We start from the raw sequence: 17,022 nt of genomic DNA on the forward strand, positions 1-17,022 counted from the left end.
GTGCAGTTGCGAGGGTGTCTAACTCTTTCGTCACACATCGAGCATGGGCACCCTCGCCCTATCTCCGCAGCTATGCCTTGGCATCAATCATCTAGTCGACGTCGTCGTGCTCGTCGAAGCCGTCCGTGATCATCTGCTCGAGCTGCTTCTGCGTCTCTGCGAGCTCCGCCAGGACCTCCTCGGACGGGCTGTGCTCGGCCAGCCCTGCCAGTTCGGCGAGGACCGCACGCATCTCGGCGACGCCGGGCCGTTCCGCATCCGGGTGCTCCTCGGAATCAGGCTCGCCCATGTAGTGCAGCAACCAGGCTGCCGACCGAAGGCAGCGTACGCGCGGGGTGAGCCCGCCTAGTTCGGTCCAGAGCGCGGCCGCCCGCTGGTAGGCGGCCAGTGCTTCCGCGGTCTGTCCGGAATACTGCAGTGCTTCGGCGGCGGACCAGGCCAGTTCGGCATGCATGGCTCGTTGGTCCGGATCGTTCTGGACCAGCTCCGCACCTTTGAGAAACTGCTCGGCGGCCTCGCGGTGGCGGTCAAGCTCGCGCAGGGATGCGCCGTACTGTGCCCGGGTCATCGCGATGACCGGTGCGTCGTAAGGGATCTCCACCCTCGGGATCACGTCCTCGAACAGTGCCACCGCTTCGGCATGCCTCTCGAGATGGTGATAGGCGCGCGCCGCCGTGAACGTGTTGTGCAGGGTGTCGGGTTCGGACAGGCCATCCCAGCGGGCGGCCGCGGTCAGCGCCGCGCCCACCAGGTCGCGTTCACGGCCGGGCTGTCTCGAGATGGCCTCGACGAGCAGGGAGCTGAGCTGGGCGGTCTGATCGTGGGGGACGAGATCGGCGCCGTAGCCGATCGCCTTCGACGCGAACTCTTCGGCCGCCTCCGGATCGTCGCTCCCGAGGGCGAGCTCGCCGAGCAGGGAGGCGGGACTCGCGGCGCGCCACGGCTGCCCGGCTTCGAGATAACCCGTCACGGCGGCCTGCAGATGGGCCCGCGCGCCGTCCGCGTCGCCGAGCGGGAAGGAGATCCGGGCCAGCATGTCGTGATACATGGCCATGCGCTCGGTCACCGCGAGCTCCACCGCCACGGCGAGTTCGGCCTCCAGCAGCGCATGGGTGGCCTCGAGCTCGGCCTCGGCCGGGTTCTCCCGCTGCCCCAGCGCCGCCATCGCGATGAGGGGACCGGCTCTTCGCACGGTCAGGTATTCGCCCGAGGTGAGCTTTCCGGCCGTGTGCGCGCTTTCCGCCTGCGCCGTGACGCTTCCCGCCAATGCTTCGCCTCCGGTCTGATCTCCGGTACGGAAGCGTGCCAGGGCCGCGGCGGCGCGGGCCCCCAGAGCCTTGGCGAGGTCGGCGTGCCGGTCGAAGCTCTCGGCGACAGCCAGCAGCGCGTCGTGGGCCGCGCCGGGGTCCGAGTCCAGCAGGGAGAGCGCTCTGGCGTACTCGACCTCCGCGACCACGATCTCGGGCAGCGGCAGCTCGCCGGCCGCGACTCGTTCCCACGCTCTGTCGGCGTGGGGATGACGAGTCTCGGACAGGCGCCGCGCCTCTGCGACCAGGTCGTCGAGGCTCGAATCGGTGCCCTTCGGAGGGACCGGTACGGCACGACCGGCCGGCTGCGGCAGCGTCGCCGGGACGCCGAGCGGCAGCCGATCCGCCAACGGCTCCTGGGCGAGGCGCTTGGCGACGCGCTCGCTGAAGACGCTGCTGCCGTTGCGCGCGTCATAGCGGGCGCACAGCTCGCTGATCTCCTGTTCCAAACTGGCGAGAGCCGTCTCAACGGTCAGGTCGCCGATCCGGATGCCGCCGTGGCCCAGCATGGTCAGGCGGCGGAGCAGTACGACGACACCGCTCACGAAGCCGACCCGCTGCCCGACGTCCTCGTGCTGCTGCGTGATCCAGGACGCGTGCTCGTTCAGGATCTCCAGGCCGCGCGCCTCGTTGCCGGTCAGGGCGCAGAACTCGAGGTGGTGGCCGACCGGCTCGCGCAGGTTGACATCGTGGCGGACCAGCGAGTATCCCCTGAGGAAGGCGCTGCGAGCGTCCTCGGTTCGTCCGGTGCGCAGCAGGGGAAGCAGTGCCTGGGCCAGGACCCTGTGCGGCTCCTCCGCACAGGACAGCTCGCCGTCGATCACCGGCGCCCAGTAGTCCAACGCCCCCGCGTCATCACCCGCCATGGCGCGCCACGTGCCCCAGTTGTCGCGTTCGCAGGCGTCGCAGTCGGCCATCTCGTCGCGGGGAGTGGAGATCGCCGACTCCATCGCCGCCGCTGCCGTCTCGTCGTCGCCGAGATCCTGCGCCAGCAGCGAACGCAGGAAGAGCACCGGGCGCGGGCTGTATCCGCGCTGCCGATAGCGGTTCTGCAGCTCGTCGAGCCAGCGGCGGGTGGTCGCCAGCGGCACGGCCGGGTTGCAGATGAGGGTGTAGCTCATCCACTTGAGCTGCCAGTGGATGCGATGGCTGAACGTGCCCACCTCGGCCGGGAAGTCGTCGTGAATCTGCAGGAGCCGTCCGAACGCGACCGGCGTGCGGTCACGTTCGGCGCTCTTCTCGTAGGCATAGATGAGGGTGAGGAGCACCTCGGCTTCCAGCGACCGGTCCTCGACCGCCTTGGCCGCGGTGGCGAGCAGTTCCAGGCGTTCGGCCTTCTGGCGTCCGGGCGGCAGCGCGTAGGTCTGGCCCAGGGCGTCGCGGATCTCGGCGACGTTCATGCTTTGCCGTCCTCTTCAGTGGATTCGGTCACGTTCTGGGAGGCCCAGCCGAGCAGCTCGTCGAAGGCGCGGTTGAGCAGCGCGGTGTCGACCGACCGCAGCGGCCGGTGCGTCATCAGCAGCGCCTGGCCGTACAGCGCCTCGACGGCGGTGACGAGCAGGGCGCGATCGCTGATCGTCGCGAGCCGGCGGACCACCGGGCTGCGGTGGTTGAGTACGAGCTGCGCGCGGGGCTCAGTGGACTTGAGCGCGCCCAGGATCTCGGTCCACAGGGCGTCCGCGTCGGCGGCGACCTCCGCGCGGGTTCGTTCGTTGCGGGCCGCGCGGGAGTCCAGATGCAGAGCGGACACCGACGCGGGAAAGAACGCACGAAGGATCACATCGCAGCCCAGCGGGTCAAGCGTGGCGCGCGCCATCGCCATGAACCCGGCCATGGCCAGCTCAGTCGCGCTGTCGACCGGGTCGAGCGCGGCGGTGACCACGTCCGCACGGAGCTCCTCGACCACCACCCCGGGCATGACGTCAGGGAGCAGCGCGACCAGCTCGCTGTCGTAGGTGTAACCCCCGTTGACGACCCCCACGCCGTGGGCCGACGCGATCGTCGCGATCTGCCGGAACTCCTCGACCGTGGGCGTGATCCGAACCACGGGGTGCTTCCTGGCGACCTCGGCCAACGTCACTTGACCGTCGGTCGTCTCCAACGTGAGATACGGCATCATGATCCGGAACAGCTCGACGTCGTGCCTGGCCATCGCCTTCACCCCGAGGCTGTGCACGGCGAGGAACGCGGCCAGGCGCCGCGGCTCCTGTGCGGCCAGCCCGGTGAGCCAGTCGCGCAGCCGGACACCCAGCGCCTCGCGGACCGCGATCAGCGTCTCGTCCTCGTACAGACCTTCACGCGACGCGGTCGGGCGCAGCGTGTCCGTGTCGATCACGCAGCGGACGAAGAACGCCCATTCGGGGAGCAGGCCGGTGGCCGCGTCGTTGAGCAGCATGCCCTTCAGGTAGACGCGGTGGCGGCCGCTGTCGGCCGGATTCGCCGGCTGCGGCAACACGTAGGCCGCGCCCCTGATCCCGGCCAGCTCCACGTCGAGTTCGACGACGTCGAGCGCGGTGAAGCCGAGCGCGTGCTCGCCGTACTCGATCAGCGCGGCCCGGCGTGCGGCGGCCGAGTCGTACAGGCGGTCCCACACCGGCGGGCTGTCCGTGGTGCGGATCGTCCGCCCATTCGTGTCGACCGTCACCTCGTACGGCAGCAGCGAACCGAAGTCGCGGACCAGGTCGGTGACCACGTCCGGGGCGAACCACCGTTGGGCTCCCGCTCGTGGCGTCAGGCGAACGGTCGTTCCTGGAACGTCGCGCTCATGCGGCGCGAGCCGCCGGACCGAGTACGTCCCGTCGGACGTGGCCAGCCACTCGATGCCCGGCGCATCCGGGTCGGCGGCAGAACGGCTGATCACCTGGATCCGCTCGGCGACGGTGAAGCAGGCCAGGAGGCCGATGCCGAACTGGCCGAGGAACTCGCGGCGAGCCCCTTCCAGGTCATCGCTCTTCGACGACCGGCCGATGGTCGCGAGGAACCGATGGACGTCCGCCTCCGTCAAGCCGATACCCGGATCGTCGATCCGCAGCCCCGTCTCGTTCGAAGTGATCCGGATGGCGGTGGACGCCGTCGGGTCCAGCCGTTGCCGCGCTGTCACCGCGTCGACCGCGTTCTGCAGCAGCTCTCTCACGTAGACGCGAGGACTGGAATAGAGGTGGTGGGACAGGAGATCAACAAGTCCTCGCAGGTCAACCTGAAAGGAGTGGGCATTTCCCGACGTCTCGTCCAGCATGCGGAAGATCGTAGCGTCAAGCTATGACAATGGACTGATCAATTTCGGCTGCGAGCGCGAACACCAGTGGACCGTGCCTGTCGCAGCGCCGCGGCACATCATCCCGTTTCCCGCCGCCGGCAAGAGGGAGGGCCGGCCGAACGCCCGGCGCGGCGGCGTCCTGAGCAGGCCCGACCTGGTCGAGGGTACGCTCAACAGCCCCCGCGGCATGGCAGCCGGGCCGGACGGCGGGAGGCCGGGCCCCGGCGCCACGGCCGGAGAGCCGGCGTGGTGGCTACGCTGAGTGGTGAGCACCGGACCGGGCTGCGGAAAAGAAGGGCCATGGTCCATGCGCATCGTCCATGAGCACCTTGAGCCGGAATTCCCGGTGAACTGGCGCTACCCGCGGTTCGAGGAGCCTCGGCTGGAGGCGTACTGGCATTTCCATCACGATTACGAGCTGACCTGCATCCTCGACGGACACGGCACCCGCATGGCCGGGAACTCGGCCGAGGAATACCGGCCCGGAGACCTTTCCCTGTTCGGCCCCGATTTGCCGCACACGTACGTGTCGACGCCCGAAGGCGAGCCGATCGTCGTCCATTTCACCCGGGATTTTCTCGGCCCCGGAGTTCTTCGACTCACCGGAGTTCGGAAACGTACGGCGGATGCTCGATGACTCGCTGCGCGGCATCCACTTCCCTGACGTGGTCCCCCCGCTCGCGGGGCTCGACCGGCTCGCCGCCCCGGAGCGGACGGTCGAGCTGATCAGGATCCTCGTCGTGCTGAGCCGGGCGCCCTACATCCTGCTCGCGACGGGACGGAGCCGTCCGTTCTCCACCACGGCACCGCGCTGCGGATCCAGGCCATGATGAAGGTGATTCACTCCGGTTTACGCGGCCCGGTTGTCGCTGGACGACATCGCAGGGGCGGCGCACATGAACGCCGGCGACAGGGACCTCCGCGGCGTCCGGGTGGATCTGCGCGAGCTGCGCAACCCGCGCGGGAGCCGTGTTCAGGCCCAGCACTCAGGGCGGGTGGTGTCCATCCAGGCCATCGAGCGATACGGGTGCTCCTTCGCGCGATCTGGCGATCTGCCGCCGGTGAAAACGCCGGTGAAAACCAGGTGACATTTCGCATCACCTGCCGGAATGCTGGGCGCGGTCGATGAGTTTTGTCGGTGGTGCAGGTCAGTCTGTGCATGACCACGCCGTCTTGCGAGATCCAAGGCTGTGACCCCAGCCATGACCACGTCATGTCCGACAACTCTGATCGAGGTACCGTGCCCGGCCCCCAGCTCGACTCACCTGTAAGATCCGCGACCGCCGTTTCAGGTCGCACCCCGGCCGTGATCCGGCTGCTGGTGCTCGCCACGTTCGTGGTCATTCTCAACGAGACGATCATGATCAACGCGATCCCGGCGCTGATGGACTCGTTGCACATCACTGAGCAGACCGCGCAGTGGCTCTCGACCGCCTTCATGCTGACCATGGCCGCCGTCATCCCGATCACCGGATGGTTCCTGCAGCGGGTGTCCACCCGCCACGCGTACACCACCGCGATGGGTCTGTTCCTGCTCGGCACCGCGTTGGCCGCCGTCGCGCCCTCGTTCGAGGTGCTGCTGGGCGCCCGCATCGTCCAGGCGTCCGGGACGGCCGTGATGATGCCGCTGCTGATGACCACGTTGATGCAGGTGGTGCCCGAGGCGGACCGGGGCCGGGTGATGGGCAACGTCTCCCTGGCCATCTCGGTCGCGCCCGCGATGGGCCCGACGGTCTCTGGCGTGATCCTCCAGTTCGGGCCCTGGCGGCTGCTGTTCGCCGTGGTGCTCCCCATCGCGGCCGTGATCACCTGGCGCGGCCTGAAGCAGCTCAAGAACGTCGGAGAGCCCCGGCTCAGCACGGTCGACTGGTTGAGCGTGGTGAGCGCGGCCGCGGGCTTCGGCGGCCTGGTCTACGGGCTCAGCCGGTTCGAGGGCGGTGACGCCCGCGTCGCCGCCGCGATCGTGGCGGCGGGCCTGTTCGCCATCGCCGTCTTCGTCGTCCGCCAGTTGTCGTTGCAGAAGCGCGGCGTGCCGCTGTTGGACCTGCGCACCCTGCTGCACCGCACCTACACGGTCGCGCTGATCCTGATGTCGGTGGCCTTCATGGCGATGCTCGGCTCGATGATCCTGCTGCCGCTGTACCTGCAGAACGTCCGCGGACTCACCGCCCTGGAGACCGGGCTGCTCGTGATGCCGGGCGGTCTCGCGATGGGGTTGCTCGGTCCGACAGTCGGCCGCCTGTTCGACCGGTTCGGCGGCCGGGTTCTGGTCATCCCCGGCGCGTTCGGGATCGCGCTCGCGCTCACCGGCTTCACCCAGGTCACGACGACGATGCCGTTCTGGCAGCTCCTCGGTCTGCACACGCTGCTGATGGTGAGCCTGGCCGCGACCTTCACCCCGGTGTTCACCCTCGGGCTCGGAGCGGTCCCACCGTCGCTCTACTCCCACGCCAGCTCGATCCTGAGCACGCTGCAACAGGTCTCCGCGGCCTTCGGCACCGCGCTCGTGATCACCGTGATGAGCGCGCGGGCTGAGGCTCTGAAGTCCGCGGGAGTCACCGAGATGCTCGCCAACCTCGACGGCATGCGGCTGGCCTTCGTCATCGGCGCGGTGCTGTCCGTGGCTGTGGTCGTCACCGCCCTGCTCCTGCCGGCCCGGGCGCACAGGTCGTAGCCTGCGGAGTAGGGCACCCTCCCCTGGGAGCACCGCGGGATCCGCCGGGACGAACTCGAATACAATTGACCCTCTGTCCAGAAAACCGTCATGGCGGAGGCGGCATGGGTCGGTTGGCTCGTCCTGGGCGTCGGTCCTCTCCCGTCCCCGACCCCGGCAGTCTCCTCGGGCGCTTCGCCCAGGCGCTGCGCGACCTGCGCGACCAGGCCGGTGATCCCAGCTACGAGGCGCTGGCCCGCGAGTCCGGCCGGTTGGGCACGCCGTACTCCGAGACCTCACTCCGCAACGCCGCCTCCGGACGTGTCCGGCCGTCTTGGGAAGTCGTCGAGGCGTTCGTCCGTGCCTGCGCCGCCTTCGCGGAAGCGCAGCCCCAGCGGGCGGCCGAGACCGCGCATGGCTGGCACCTGTCGGCGCTCCTCCACACCTGGGCGGTTCGCTGGCGCGAGATCTCCCTCTCCGATGACCGAACGGAACCAAGCAGGGTGCCCGGTCACGACCTCCGGGCCGACCGGCCCGCCGCGGAGCCACCCACGCCGCCGGGCAACCTGCCGTCGGCGCTGGCCGGCTTCATGGGCCGGGAACGGGAGCTGGCAGAGGGCGCCCGGTTGGTCATGACGGCCCGCCTGGTGACCCTGACCGGGGTCGGTGGCGTCGGCAAGACCAGTCTCGCGCTCAGGATGGCGGAAGAGAGCGCAGGCTGGTTCCCCGCCGGGGTGTGGCTGGTCGAGCTGGCCGGGCTCACCGAGCGGGCCATGGTCGACCACGCCGTCGCCACCGTCATCGGTGTCCAGCTCAACGCGGATCAGCGACCGCTGGAGGCCATCGCCAAGGCGCTCGCCGGTCAGCGGGTGCTCCTGGTGCTGGACAACTGCGAGCACCTGCTCGACGTGACCGCCGCCCTGGCCAGGGCGCTGCTGCGGGCCGTACCCACTCTGCGCATCCTGGCGACGAGCCGGCAGCCGCTGAACGTGGCCGGTGAGCACGTGCTGGAGGTCGGCCCGTTCCCGCTCCCGGGCGACACCGGCACGGACTCGGTGGCCGTGGACCTCTTCGCCGACCGCGCACGGGCGGTGCGACCGGGGTTTCGCGTGACCGCGGGAAACCGGGCCACGGTGGTCCGGGTGTGCCGCCTGCTGGACGGGCTGCCGCTGGCGCTGGAACTGGCCGCCCGCCGCCTGCGCACGCTCTCTCCCGACGACCTGCTCGACCGGCTCGACCGGCGTTTCCACCTGCTCGGGCCGGCGAGCGGGGAGCGTACGGCGCCCCCGCGGCACAGGACGCTGCGTGGGGTGTTCGACTGGAGTTACGAGCTGTGCTCGGCGGACGAGCAGCTCATGTGGGAGTGGCTGTCGGTCTGGGCGGGGAGCGTGTCCCTCGCCGACGCCGAAACGGCGTGCGCCGACGAGCGGCTCGGCCCGCACGCCGCGTTCGAGGCGCTCTCGGGGCTCGTCGACAAGTCGCTCCTGCGGCGGGCCGAATCCGGCGGACGGACCCGGCTGCACATGCTGGAGACGGTCCGGCTCTACGGGCAGGAGCGGCTGGCCTCCTCAGGGCGGGAGCCCGAGGCGCGACGCCGCCATCACGTCCACTACCTCGGCCTCGCCCGGCACGCGGAGCAGGCGTACGCCACGCCGCGGCAGCAGTCCTGGCTCGTGCGGCTCGCGGAGGAGCACGCCAACATCCGGCAGGCGTTCACGTACGCGCTGGCCGAGGGCGGCCCGGCGTCCGGCACCCTCTTCGAGGGCGCCTACGCGCTGTGGTTGTACTGGATCGCACGCGGGAAGGTCGGGGAGGGCGTCCACTGGATGCGCCGGATGGCCGGCCTCCACCCTGGGCCACCCGATGACGACCTGGCCCCCGCCTGGTGCCGGGCGCTGTGGAGCGCCGCGTTCGTGCTGCTCGTGCACGGTGACCGTGACGGCGCCGAAGTCCTGCTCAGGCGCGTCGAGCCGGTCATCCGGCGCGAGGGCGGGGGTTGGCACGGCATCCGCGCCGCCGTTCACCAGCTACGCGGGCTCTCCGCACTGTTCGTCGGTGACACCGAGAGGGCGGCCGAGCAGTCGTGGGCGGCGCTGCGCGCCGACGGTCACCGCGACGGCATGCTGACACGCCAGCAGGCGCTGGCGCAGCTCGGGCTGGCCGCGTCGATGCGCGGTCGCCGTGAGGAGGCTGCCGGCTTCTTCCAGCAGGCGCTGGAGCTGTCGGAGTCCTGCGGCGAGATCTGGCATCGCTCCTATCTGTTCTGGACGCTGGCCATGGAGTACGCCGAGATCAACCAGCTTGAGGAGGCCGTCGCCCTGCTGGCGCGCAGCCTGGAGCTCAAGCGGCGGCTCGGTGACCGACTGGGAGCGGCCACGGTGAGCGAGACGCTCGCCAGGGTCCTGGCACAGCGCGGAGAGCCCCGGCCGGCGGCGCTGCTGCTCGGCGCCGCGCACAGCATCTGGCAGCCGGCCGGAGCCCCCCAGTTGTGGGGCTTCTCGCACCTGGTGCACAGCCGCGACCGCAGCATCGGCCAGATTCGGCGGATTCTCGGCGAGAAGGTCTTCCAGCAGGAGTACGCCGACGGCGAGCGCCTGGGGCTGACGCAGGCCCTGGACACCCTGGTCGCGTACCGGTAGTCGTCACCGGTTCCGCACTTTCCGCAGCGAATCCGCCTTCCACGCGAAGTGCTCTGGCCTCGGACGTCCCCGCCCCGGACACTCGATGGACCCGCGGCGTCACCCGCCGCGGCCCGAACAGTGAGGGAGCGCATGGAGATCCAACTCGCCGACGCACTCAAGGCCCTTCGCCAGGAGCTGTCCAGGTCCATCGAGGAGAGCGAGGGCGAAGCGGTCCGGTTCCGGATCGAGAGAATCAACCTTGAGGCCCAGGTCGCCGTGACGGCCGGACGCGAGGGGGGCGCGGCCGTCAAGATCTGGCTGTTCTCGGGAGACGGCAAGCTGTCCAGGCAGACCGTGTCCACCCACACGCTCACGCTGGAGCTGGCAGCCGAGACCGCGGACGGCGACTACGTGCGGACCGGGGCGGGCCGGAGGCCGGCGGGCCCGCTCACTCACGGCAGCCGCTGACAGCGCCGCATCGAAAGGAGCGTCGGCATCCTTGGCCAGCGACACGATACTCGACCGAGCCGTCGAGATCCTCGGAGATGACGGGACGTTCCACGGCTCCGGCTATTTGATCGCGCCGGATCTGGTCCTGACCTGTGCGCACCTCTTCAATGACGCACGCGACGGCGACCGTGGCCTCGTCCGGCTGACGGACACCGGCCGGCTGTTGCGGATCAGCAGGTTCCAGCGACACTCGCGCTACGCACCTGACGACGACGGAACGTACGACATCGCGCTGGCGGTGCTGGAAAGCGCAGCGCGGCCGGATCTGTGGAATGCCCGGATCACGAAACTGCGGAAGAACGCCGACCAGGTCCGCTATGACGTGATCGGCTTTCCCAAGTACGGCGTCGAGAACCGCCTCTCGGGCCGGCGGCACTTCTTCGGCACGATCGTGCTCGGCTCCTTCGCTGATCCGTACCGGCTGGAGCTGACCGTCGACTCCGGCCAGGCCGAGATCAGTGTCCTCATCGACATGGCGCGGGGCATCACCCCGGAGAGGAGACCTTGGGCAGGGGTCTCCGGCGCCGCCGTCCTCGTCGAAGGGAAGGGCGTGGTCGTCGGCGTCTGCACCGGTCACCTGTCCCCCTCACTGCGGGCTGTCAGCGTCGCTCACCTGGAGGAGGACCCACCGCTGCGGAGCCTGCTGGAGCCGCGGGGCATCCGACCGCTGGAGCACACCGGGGAAACCCCTTCCTCCGACCTTCGGGAACTCGTGCCGCACGACGACGTCGTCGCGGAGCTGGCGAACTCGGGCAGCCCTCTCCGCACGGAGCGGATCCCTTTCGCCAGACCGGAACAACATCACCCGGCCCGCCCCGAGAACCTGCTCGCCCGGCTGGAGTTCGAGACCCCCGGCGTGCTCCTCACCGGTGCGGCTGGGGCGGGTAAGAGCCGCATCTGCCTGGAGACCGCCGCGCTGGCCCAGCGAGACGGCTGGCAGGTGCTGCACCAGCGGCCGGCCACCGACCCGGCCGTCGAGCGGGCCGTCGACCTGGCCGTGCGCTCCGGTCGCGGCAAGGTCCTCATCGTCCTCGACGACGTCCGGCCGGACATCTCTTTCGACCCGGGCGCCCTGCGGGAGGGAACGGACCACCGGCTGCCCCTTGTCGCCGTCCTCGCCTCGGCCGGTCCCACCGCGTTCGCCACGCTCCGCGAACGTTGCGTGGCCCAGCTCTTCGGGCACGCGGCCGTGCCCGACACCGAGCCTTACCTGCGCCGCGTACAGCAGGAGATCCTCGGTGGCATCGCACCTCCGCCGGGCAAGGCGTCCGGATGGAGCGCGGAGGAGCTGGCCGGACTGTGCGGGCTGCGGCCCGGCCTCGCCGTACTGATCGCCGCCGAGGTCAGGCGGCGGGGCGCGGGAGAGCCCGCGGTGCCGCGCAGGTCCCGGCTGCCGGGAGGCGAGCTGTCGAACTGGCTGCTGACGCACCTGCGCGCGGACGGACTGTTCCCGGAACCGGGCGTCACGGCCGGGCGCGGGCCGTACCCGCTCGCCGCGGCGGCGGCCCTGGCCGCCTGCCCGCAGCCGCGTCCCCTGGTCGAGTCCGCCCTCGGCCGGCTGCTCGCCGGGTTCCCCGGAAGCGGGTTGGACGCCGCGTCCGTGGTGGACACGCTGGTCAACCGGGGCTGGCTGGAGGAGCGGGAGGAACGCCTGCACAGCGTGCACGATCTGGTCACCGAGGAACTGCTGCGCTACTGCCTCGTCACGCCATCCGGCGAGACCTTGCACGGAGCACGGTCGGCCGCGCTGCTGGACGTCGCGCTCACGGACACGGCCACGTTCGCCCGCTTCGCGCACCGGCTGCGGCTGATGTCCGCCGGCTATCCGGAGAGCGCGCTGCGGCCGCTGCTGGAGCGGCTCTGCGGCCTGTGGCTGGATCAGCACGCGCGGGAGGCAGGCGTGCTCCTGGGGGACGGCGGCGACACCCAGGAGGCTGAGCGGGGACTGCTGGCCATGGTCGCCGGGCCGCCCTGGCACGCCGCGCTGACGCGAAACTGGCCGGTCGTCGCCGGCCCCTGCCTCCAGGCGGCGGAGACGGGGCAGCGGGCATCCCTCGTCCTCACGAACCTCCTGCACCAGTGCCCCAAGGGGCCCGTACCCCTGCCGCTGGTCGAGTCGGCGCTGGACTGGTTGCGGCGGTTCCCCGGCCACCTGGACGCGCCGAAACTGCTCGGCGTGCTGTTGCGCCGTCTCGAACCCGGGGCCGCGGGAGAGGAGTCGTGCCGGGCTCAGGCCCTGGAGTGGCTGTCGGAGAACGCCATCTGGTCGACCGCCTCCCGGGTGCTCGACCCACTGCTGAGAAGCACCGCGCTGCCGGACGGGGAAGCCGCGAAGGTGGTCGCCGCCGCCCTGCGCTGGCTGGACAGGCACGGGGAGAAGCCCCTGGGCAGCTTCGTGCTTCGCCCGCTGCTGGAGCGGGGGGCACCGGGCGAGCGGCTTCGCGTCCAGTCCGTCGAGCGGGCCCTGGCCTGGCTCCGCCACCACGACACGCGTGCCGATGCGCACTTCGTCCTCAGGGCGCTGCTGGCGGCCCAGGGCATCGGGGCCCAGCACTTTTATCCGGCCGTGTCGCACGCACTGAACTGGTTCGCGGCGCACGGCCAGTCCAACGCCGCCTACCAACTGGCGGATGTCCTGTTCGAGCTGAGGGACGGACTGTCGGCGACCGACGCCGTGCTGGACTGGCTCGACTCCCACAACACCCACCTGGAGAGCCTCCACCTGGTCAAGGAGGTGGTCCGGCTCAAGGAGAAGGACATCAGCCGGGAACAGGCCCGGCGCGCCGTCGCCCACGCGCTGATCTGGCTGGAGGCCCAGTCCGGTCCCGATGCCAAGGAGGTCATCCACGCGCTGGCCGGACGGGGCCGTCGCAAGCCTTCCGAGGAGAACCCCCGGGTCGTCGACCGGATGGAGTTCAGCTCGACGCAGCCGGACCAGATCGCTCGCCACGCCGCGGACTGGATGGATTCCCACGGGGTCGAGCGAATGTCCGCCCTCTTGCTGAGCTCGATGCTCGGCTTCTGGCACTGCGGGCCGGAGCAGGGGCAGCGCATCTCCGCCCACGCCCTCGCGTGGCTCAGCACCCATAGGAACGACCGCTGGTACGGTTCGGTGCTCGGGGAGCTGATGCGTCGAGGCCGGCTCTCGGACGAGCAGGTGGGCGAGGCGCTCGATCGAGCGGCCGAGTGGCTTCGCGAGACCGAGCGCCCGCCCGGCGAGACCTTCTACGCGGGAGTCCTCAAGCTTCTGAAGAACTGCCCCCCACGCGAACCGGGCAGGGCGGAGCACAACTCCGCCCTCATCGACGCCATTCTCGCCGCCCGGCACCGCACCCGGAGACCGCAGGACGACGGCTCCGTGCCACTGCCTGCTCCCATCCGGCTCAGCCTGAACGAAGCCTGCTTTCTGGTCGGCGTCCCGAACCTCACCGAGAAACAGACGGCGCAGATCGTCCCGGCCATCCTCGACTGGCTCGAACTGCACGCGGAGCACCAGCGGTCCGACTTCGTCCTCCGGGGCATCCTGAGGTGGAATGACCTGCGTACTCCCGAGGCGCGGCGGGTCATCGACTTCGCCTTCTCGTGGCTGCACCACTGGAACGACGCCGGCCAGGCCAAGGCGGTCCACGACGGCCCGGCTCTGGTGATCACCGGTCTGCTCCGGCGCGCCGAACTCACCAGGGCGCAGTTGGGCGACGCGGCGGCGCTCGCGATCGAGTGGATGTCCCCCTGGTTCAGAAGGCGGTCCGGGCTCAACCCGACGCTTCTGGGCGCGCTGCTGGGCCGGCCGGAACTGCCGCCACGGCTCATGGCCGACGTGCTCCTGCGTGCCCTGCACTGGCGCGAGAAGGACATCGTGCTCCTCGGCCGCGTCGGCGGGGCGAAGTCCGAGGGGGAGAGTGAGCCGGACGAGCCGGGATGGGCTCTCGACGAGCAGGCGTTCGCCTGGCTGGACGCCAACCACGCCGGCCATGAGGCCGGGGGCGTCATCGGCGCGCTGATGTCCCGCCTGCTGCGCGCCCCGCACATCGACGACGCGGCGGTGGAACGCGCGCTGGGCTTCGCGCTGACCTGGCTGGAGGAGTACTCGGAGGACTTCGGGAGCCACCACATCCTCCCCGTCCTCCTCGACCACCAGGAACGCTTCGCGGAGCAGGGACGCCGGTTGCTGAGTCTCGCCCTGCGGTGGCTCGCGCGGCACCACGCGGGATTCGGCGCGTTGCAGGTGCTGCGGCACTGCGTCGACCACCCCGGGCTCACCCCGCGCGAACAGCAGGAATCGGCGCGGTACGCCTTCGCCTGGCTGGCGGAACACGGGACGCAGAAGCGGGCCTCTTACGTCCTGCGGCCGCTGGCGGAGCTCGACCACCTCGACGAGGGTCAGGTACGGCTCCTGACCGATCGGATTCTGGAGTGGTCCTCGCTGATGGTGGACAGGCTGGAGGATCTCAACAGGAAAGGGCAGTTGCGGAACCCGAGCGTGGAACGTCCTGACCCGCGTTACGTGCTGCAGCGGCTGCTCGTGCGGGCGGACCTTCCGCCGGACCTGTTCGCCAGGGTGGTGGGCGCGGCCTTGGACAGCCGGTTCCTTCCCGGCCTGCGACCCGCCTTCGACTGGGAACTGCCCGGACCGGACGGGTGCGGCACCACTTCCCTGCCGGACTTCGCGCTCGGCGGCATCGAGCCGACAGCTCATCTCGCCGAGGCCGGCGGCGCGATCGCGAGCCTGCTGGGCGTGCGCGAACTCCAGGACCACAGGCCGAAGCTGATCAGCCTCTCCCTGCGCTGGCTTGGCGAGCACAGCCGCAGGCCGGAGGCCGTGACGGTCTGCTCGGCGGTCTTCAGGTTCCTCAGGCCGCTCACGGACGAGCACGACTCGGTGACCAGGTTCGCGCTCGACTGGCTGGACGCGTACCCGGCCGATGCGAGGAGCGCCGTCCTGCTCCAGCATCTCCTGGACCGGACCTCCGCCGAGGCATCGACGGCGGCGATCCGGCACGCGGTCGTCTGGCTGGACGTCCACGCCGGCGAGTTCGACGCCACCTTCGTCCTGACCCCGCTCGTCGGCCGTCAGGAGCGCTCACCGGAGGACGAGGCGATCACCGTCCGCCAGGCGCTCGACTGGCTGGAACTGTATGGGCTCCGTCCCCAGTCGCACCACCTGCTCAACAGCCTGCTGCGGCGCGCGAGGCTGAGCGCCGCGCAGCGCGGGCAGGTCGTCAGGCACGCTCTGGCCTGGGTGCGGGCTTACGAGGCCCGGCCTCCCGCGAGCACCGTGCTGATCTCCTGCCTGAGGTGCTCCGCGCTGCCCGCCGACCAGCTCCGCGAGACCTGCGGCGCGGCGCTGGCCTGGCTGGGCGGGCAAGCCGGGGAGGCCGCCGCGCCCGACGTCGTCCGGGCGCTGCTGAGCCGCGACGACCTGGTCGACGACCAGATCGTCCGGGTATGGCAGTATGCGGACGGCTGGCTCGCCCAACACCGCCTGGAGCACTCGGCCGGCTCCCTGCTCTCCGCCTGTCTGGCGCGCTCCGACCTCGATCAAGAACGTGGCAGATCGCTGGTCGCGCACAGCCTGGACTGGCTCGACGAGCACATCGGAAGCCACGCGGCCCACCAGGTGCTGGGCGCGCTGCTCCACCAGGAGGACCTGGGCACGGGTCATGCGCGACGCGCCGCGACCTTGGCACTGACCTGGGGGACCGAGCACCGGGGAACCCCTCCTGTGGCCGTGCTCTGCGACCTGCTCCTGGCCCGCGACGACCTGCGCGCGAATCAACGCGAGAGAGCCCTGGGACTCAGAGCCGAACTCGGCGTCGAGGCGTCCGAAGAACCCTGACGCGCGGGCCGCATGTATGCGGGGAGTGAAGCGGGACGCGTCGCGCTCGGCCGGTCAGGCCGAGATCAGACTACCGGGGATCAGAGCAGTCACACATGATCGAGACTAGCCGTTCGTGAGTCGGGCGAGGCGGTCCCAGGCTGGGGATGAGGCTCCGGGCTGGGATCGCTCGGCCAGTCGGGCGATGGCGGGGTTGTGGACGGGGCTGGACTCGGATCGGCTGTGGCGGTTGGTGAACCAGTTCTTGGTACGGTCCGCGAGGTCGAGGAGGCGGGGATCGTTCGGCGACCAGTCGTAGGCGGCGTCATAGTCCAGGTAGAGGGCGCGGAACTCAGGATCGGTCATGAGCTCACGTTTCTCGGAGATCCACAGGGAGGTGTCCTCGGGCGAGGCCGTCTGCATGAGGATCCAGCCGTCGCGCTCCACCTGGATCGCGCGCTCGCTGACGCCGAGGTCGCGCAGGTCGTCGAGATAGTCGGCGACCTCGGGGGAGACGAAGAGCCGGTCGCCGCCGCGTAGCTGGGCGAGTTGGTCGCGGGTTCGTGCCAACTGCGCGATGCGGTCCTCGAGGTCGTGATCGATCTCGGCGATGGCCGCCGTGAGAGTCTCCGGGTCGGCGTCGAGAAGGTCCCTGATGCGGGCCAGTGGCACGCCCGCATGGGTCAGGGTTCTGATCTTGACGAGGGTGATGGCGTCTTCGGCGGTGTAGCGCCGGTAGCCGGAGGCGTCGCGGGCGGGTTCGGTGAGCAGGCCGCGCTCGTGATAGTGGCGGATGGCCTTGATGGTCACTCCGGCGTAGTCCGCGAGCCGGCCGATCGTGAGCATGCTGGACATCCTGT

Annotated in this window: 11 protein-coding genes; 8 read left to right on the top strand and 3 right to left on the bottom strand. The window is 70.4% G+C overall.

Annotation, left to right across the window (positions count from 1 at the left end):
* Positions 1-91: 91 nt before the first annotated feature.
* On the bottom strand, positions 92-2,707 hold the full coding sequence (locus tag ACZ6S0_RS23360) for a hypothetical protein (protein ID WP_465921209.1): 2,616 nt from the start codon (positions 2,705-2,707) through the stop codon (positions 92-94).
* The gene (locus tag ACZ6S0_RS23365; protein WP_465921211.1) at positions 2,704-4,542 is read right to left on the bottom strand and encodes an HSP90 family protein; all 1,839 of its coding nucleotides are present in this window, start codon (positions 4,540-4,542) and stop codon (positions 2,704-2,706) included. Before ACZ6S0_RS23365 ends, ACZ6S0_RS23360 begins: the two co-directional genes overlap by 4 nt.
* A gap of 73 nt (positions 4,543-4,615) precedes the next feature.
* Here ACZ6S0_RS23365 and ACZ6S0_RS23370 point away from each other — a divergent pair, with 73 nt between their 5' ends.
* From ACZ6S0_RS23370 to ACZ6S0_RS23405, 8 genes are all read left to right on the top strand, one after another.
* Positions 4,616-4,825, top strand: a complete 210-nt coding sequence (locus tag ACZ6S0_RS23370) for a hypothetical protein (RefSeq protein WP_465921213.1) — start codon at positions 4,616-4,618, stop codon at positions 4,823-4,825.
* Positions 4,826-4,870: 45 nt separating this feature from the next.
* A complete protein-coding gene (locus ACZ6S0_RS23375; protein ID WP_465921215.1) occupies positions 4,871-5,200 on the top strand; it encodes an AraC family ligand binding domain-containing protein in 330 nt (109 codons plus the stop codon).
* The gene (locus ACZ6S0_RS23380; RefSeq protein ID WP_465921218.1) at positions 5,190-5,393 is read left to right on the top strand and encodes a hypothetical protein; all 204 of its coding nucleotides are present in this window, start codon (positions 5,190-5,192) and stop codon (positions 5,391-5,393) included. The genes ACZ6S0_RS23375 and ACZ6S0_RS23380 overlap by 11 nt, the downstream gene beginning before the upstream one ends.
* Before the next feature lie 33 nt (positions 5,394-5,426).
* Complete coding sequence (locus tag ACZ6S0_RS23385; protein WP_465921221.1) at positions 5,427-5,651, top strand: hypothetical protein; 225 nt, start codon at positions 5,427-5,429, stop codon at positions 5,649-5,651.
* Between the two features lie 218 nt (positions 5,652-5,869).
* Positions 5,870-7,237 (top strand): MDR family MFS transporter, encoded by a 1,368-nt coding sequence (locus ACZ6S0_RS23390; protein ID WP_465921224.1) that lies wholly within the window; start codon positions 5,870-5,872, stop codon positions 7,235-7,237.
* Positions 7,238-7,341: 104 nt separating this feature from the next.
* Entirely contained in the window at positions 7,342-9,855 is a 2,514-nt protein-coding gene (locus ACZ6S0_RS23395; RefSeq protein WP_465921226.1) for an ATP-binding protein, read from the top strand.
* Positions 9,856-9,987: 132 nt separating this feature from the next.
* Positions 9,988-10,305: a trypco2 family protein gene (locus ACZ6S0_RS23400; protein ID WP_465921230.1), complete on the top strand. Its 318-nt coding sequence runs from the start codon at positions 9,988-9,990 to the stop codon at positions 10,303-10,305.
* 31 nt (positions 10,306-10,336) lie between these two features.
* On the top strand, positions 10,337-16,183 hold the full coding sequence (locus tag ACZ6S0_RS23405; RefSeq protein WP_465921233.1) for a hypothetical protein: 5,847 nt from the start codon (positions 10,337-10,339) through the stop codon (positions 16,181-16,183).
* Positions 16,184-16,288: 105 nt separating this feature from the next.
* Here the strand turns inward: ACZ6S0_RS23405 and ACZ6S0_RS23410 are convergent, their stop codons facing one another.
* Entirely contained in the window at positions 16,289-17,017 is a 729-nt protein-coding gene (locus ACZ6S0_RS23410) for a MerR family transcriptional regulator (protein ID WP_465921236.1), read from the bottom strand.
* Between the last annotated feature and the right edge of the window lie 5 nt (positions 17,018-17,022).

Source organism: Nonomuraea sp. NPDC051298 (assembly GCF_055586305.1).

Bases quoted from the DNA above. Each gene is read 5' to 3' on its own strand.
- ACZ6S0_RS23365 (WP_465921211.1), bottom strand. From the start codon at position 4,542: ATGCTGGACGAGACGTCGGGAAATGCCCACTCCTTTCAGGTTGACCTG.
- ACZ6S0_RS23380 (WP_465921218.1), top strand. From the start codon at position 5,190: ATGCTCGATGACTCGCTGCGCGGCATCCACTTCCCTGACGTGGTCCCC.
- ACZ6S0_RS23400 (WP_465921230.1), top strand. From the start codon at position 9,988: ATGGAGATCCAACTCGCCGACGCACTCAAGGCCCTTCGCCAGGAGCTG.
- ACZ6S0_RS23410 (WP_465921236.1), bottom strand. From the start codon at position 17,017: ATGTCCAGCATGCTCACGATCGGCCGGCTCGCGGACTACGCCGGAGTG.
- ACZ6S0_RS23375 (WP_465921215.1), top strand. From the start codon at position 4,871: ATGCGCATCGTCCATGAGCACCTTGAGCCGGAATTCCCGGTGAACTGG.
- ACZ6S0_RS23395 (WP_465921226.1), top strand. From the start codon at position 7,342: ATGGGTCGGTTGGCTCGTCCTGGGCGTCGGTCCTCTCCCGTCCCCGAC.
- ACZ6S0_RS23360 (WP_465921209.1), bottom strand. From the start codon at position 2,707: ATGAACGTCGCCGAGATCCGCGACGCCCTGGGCCAGACCTACGCGCTG.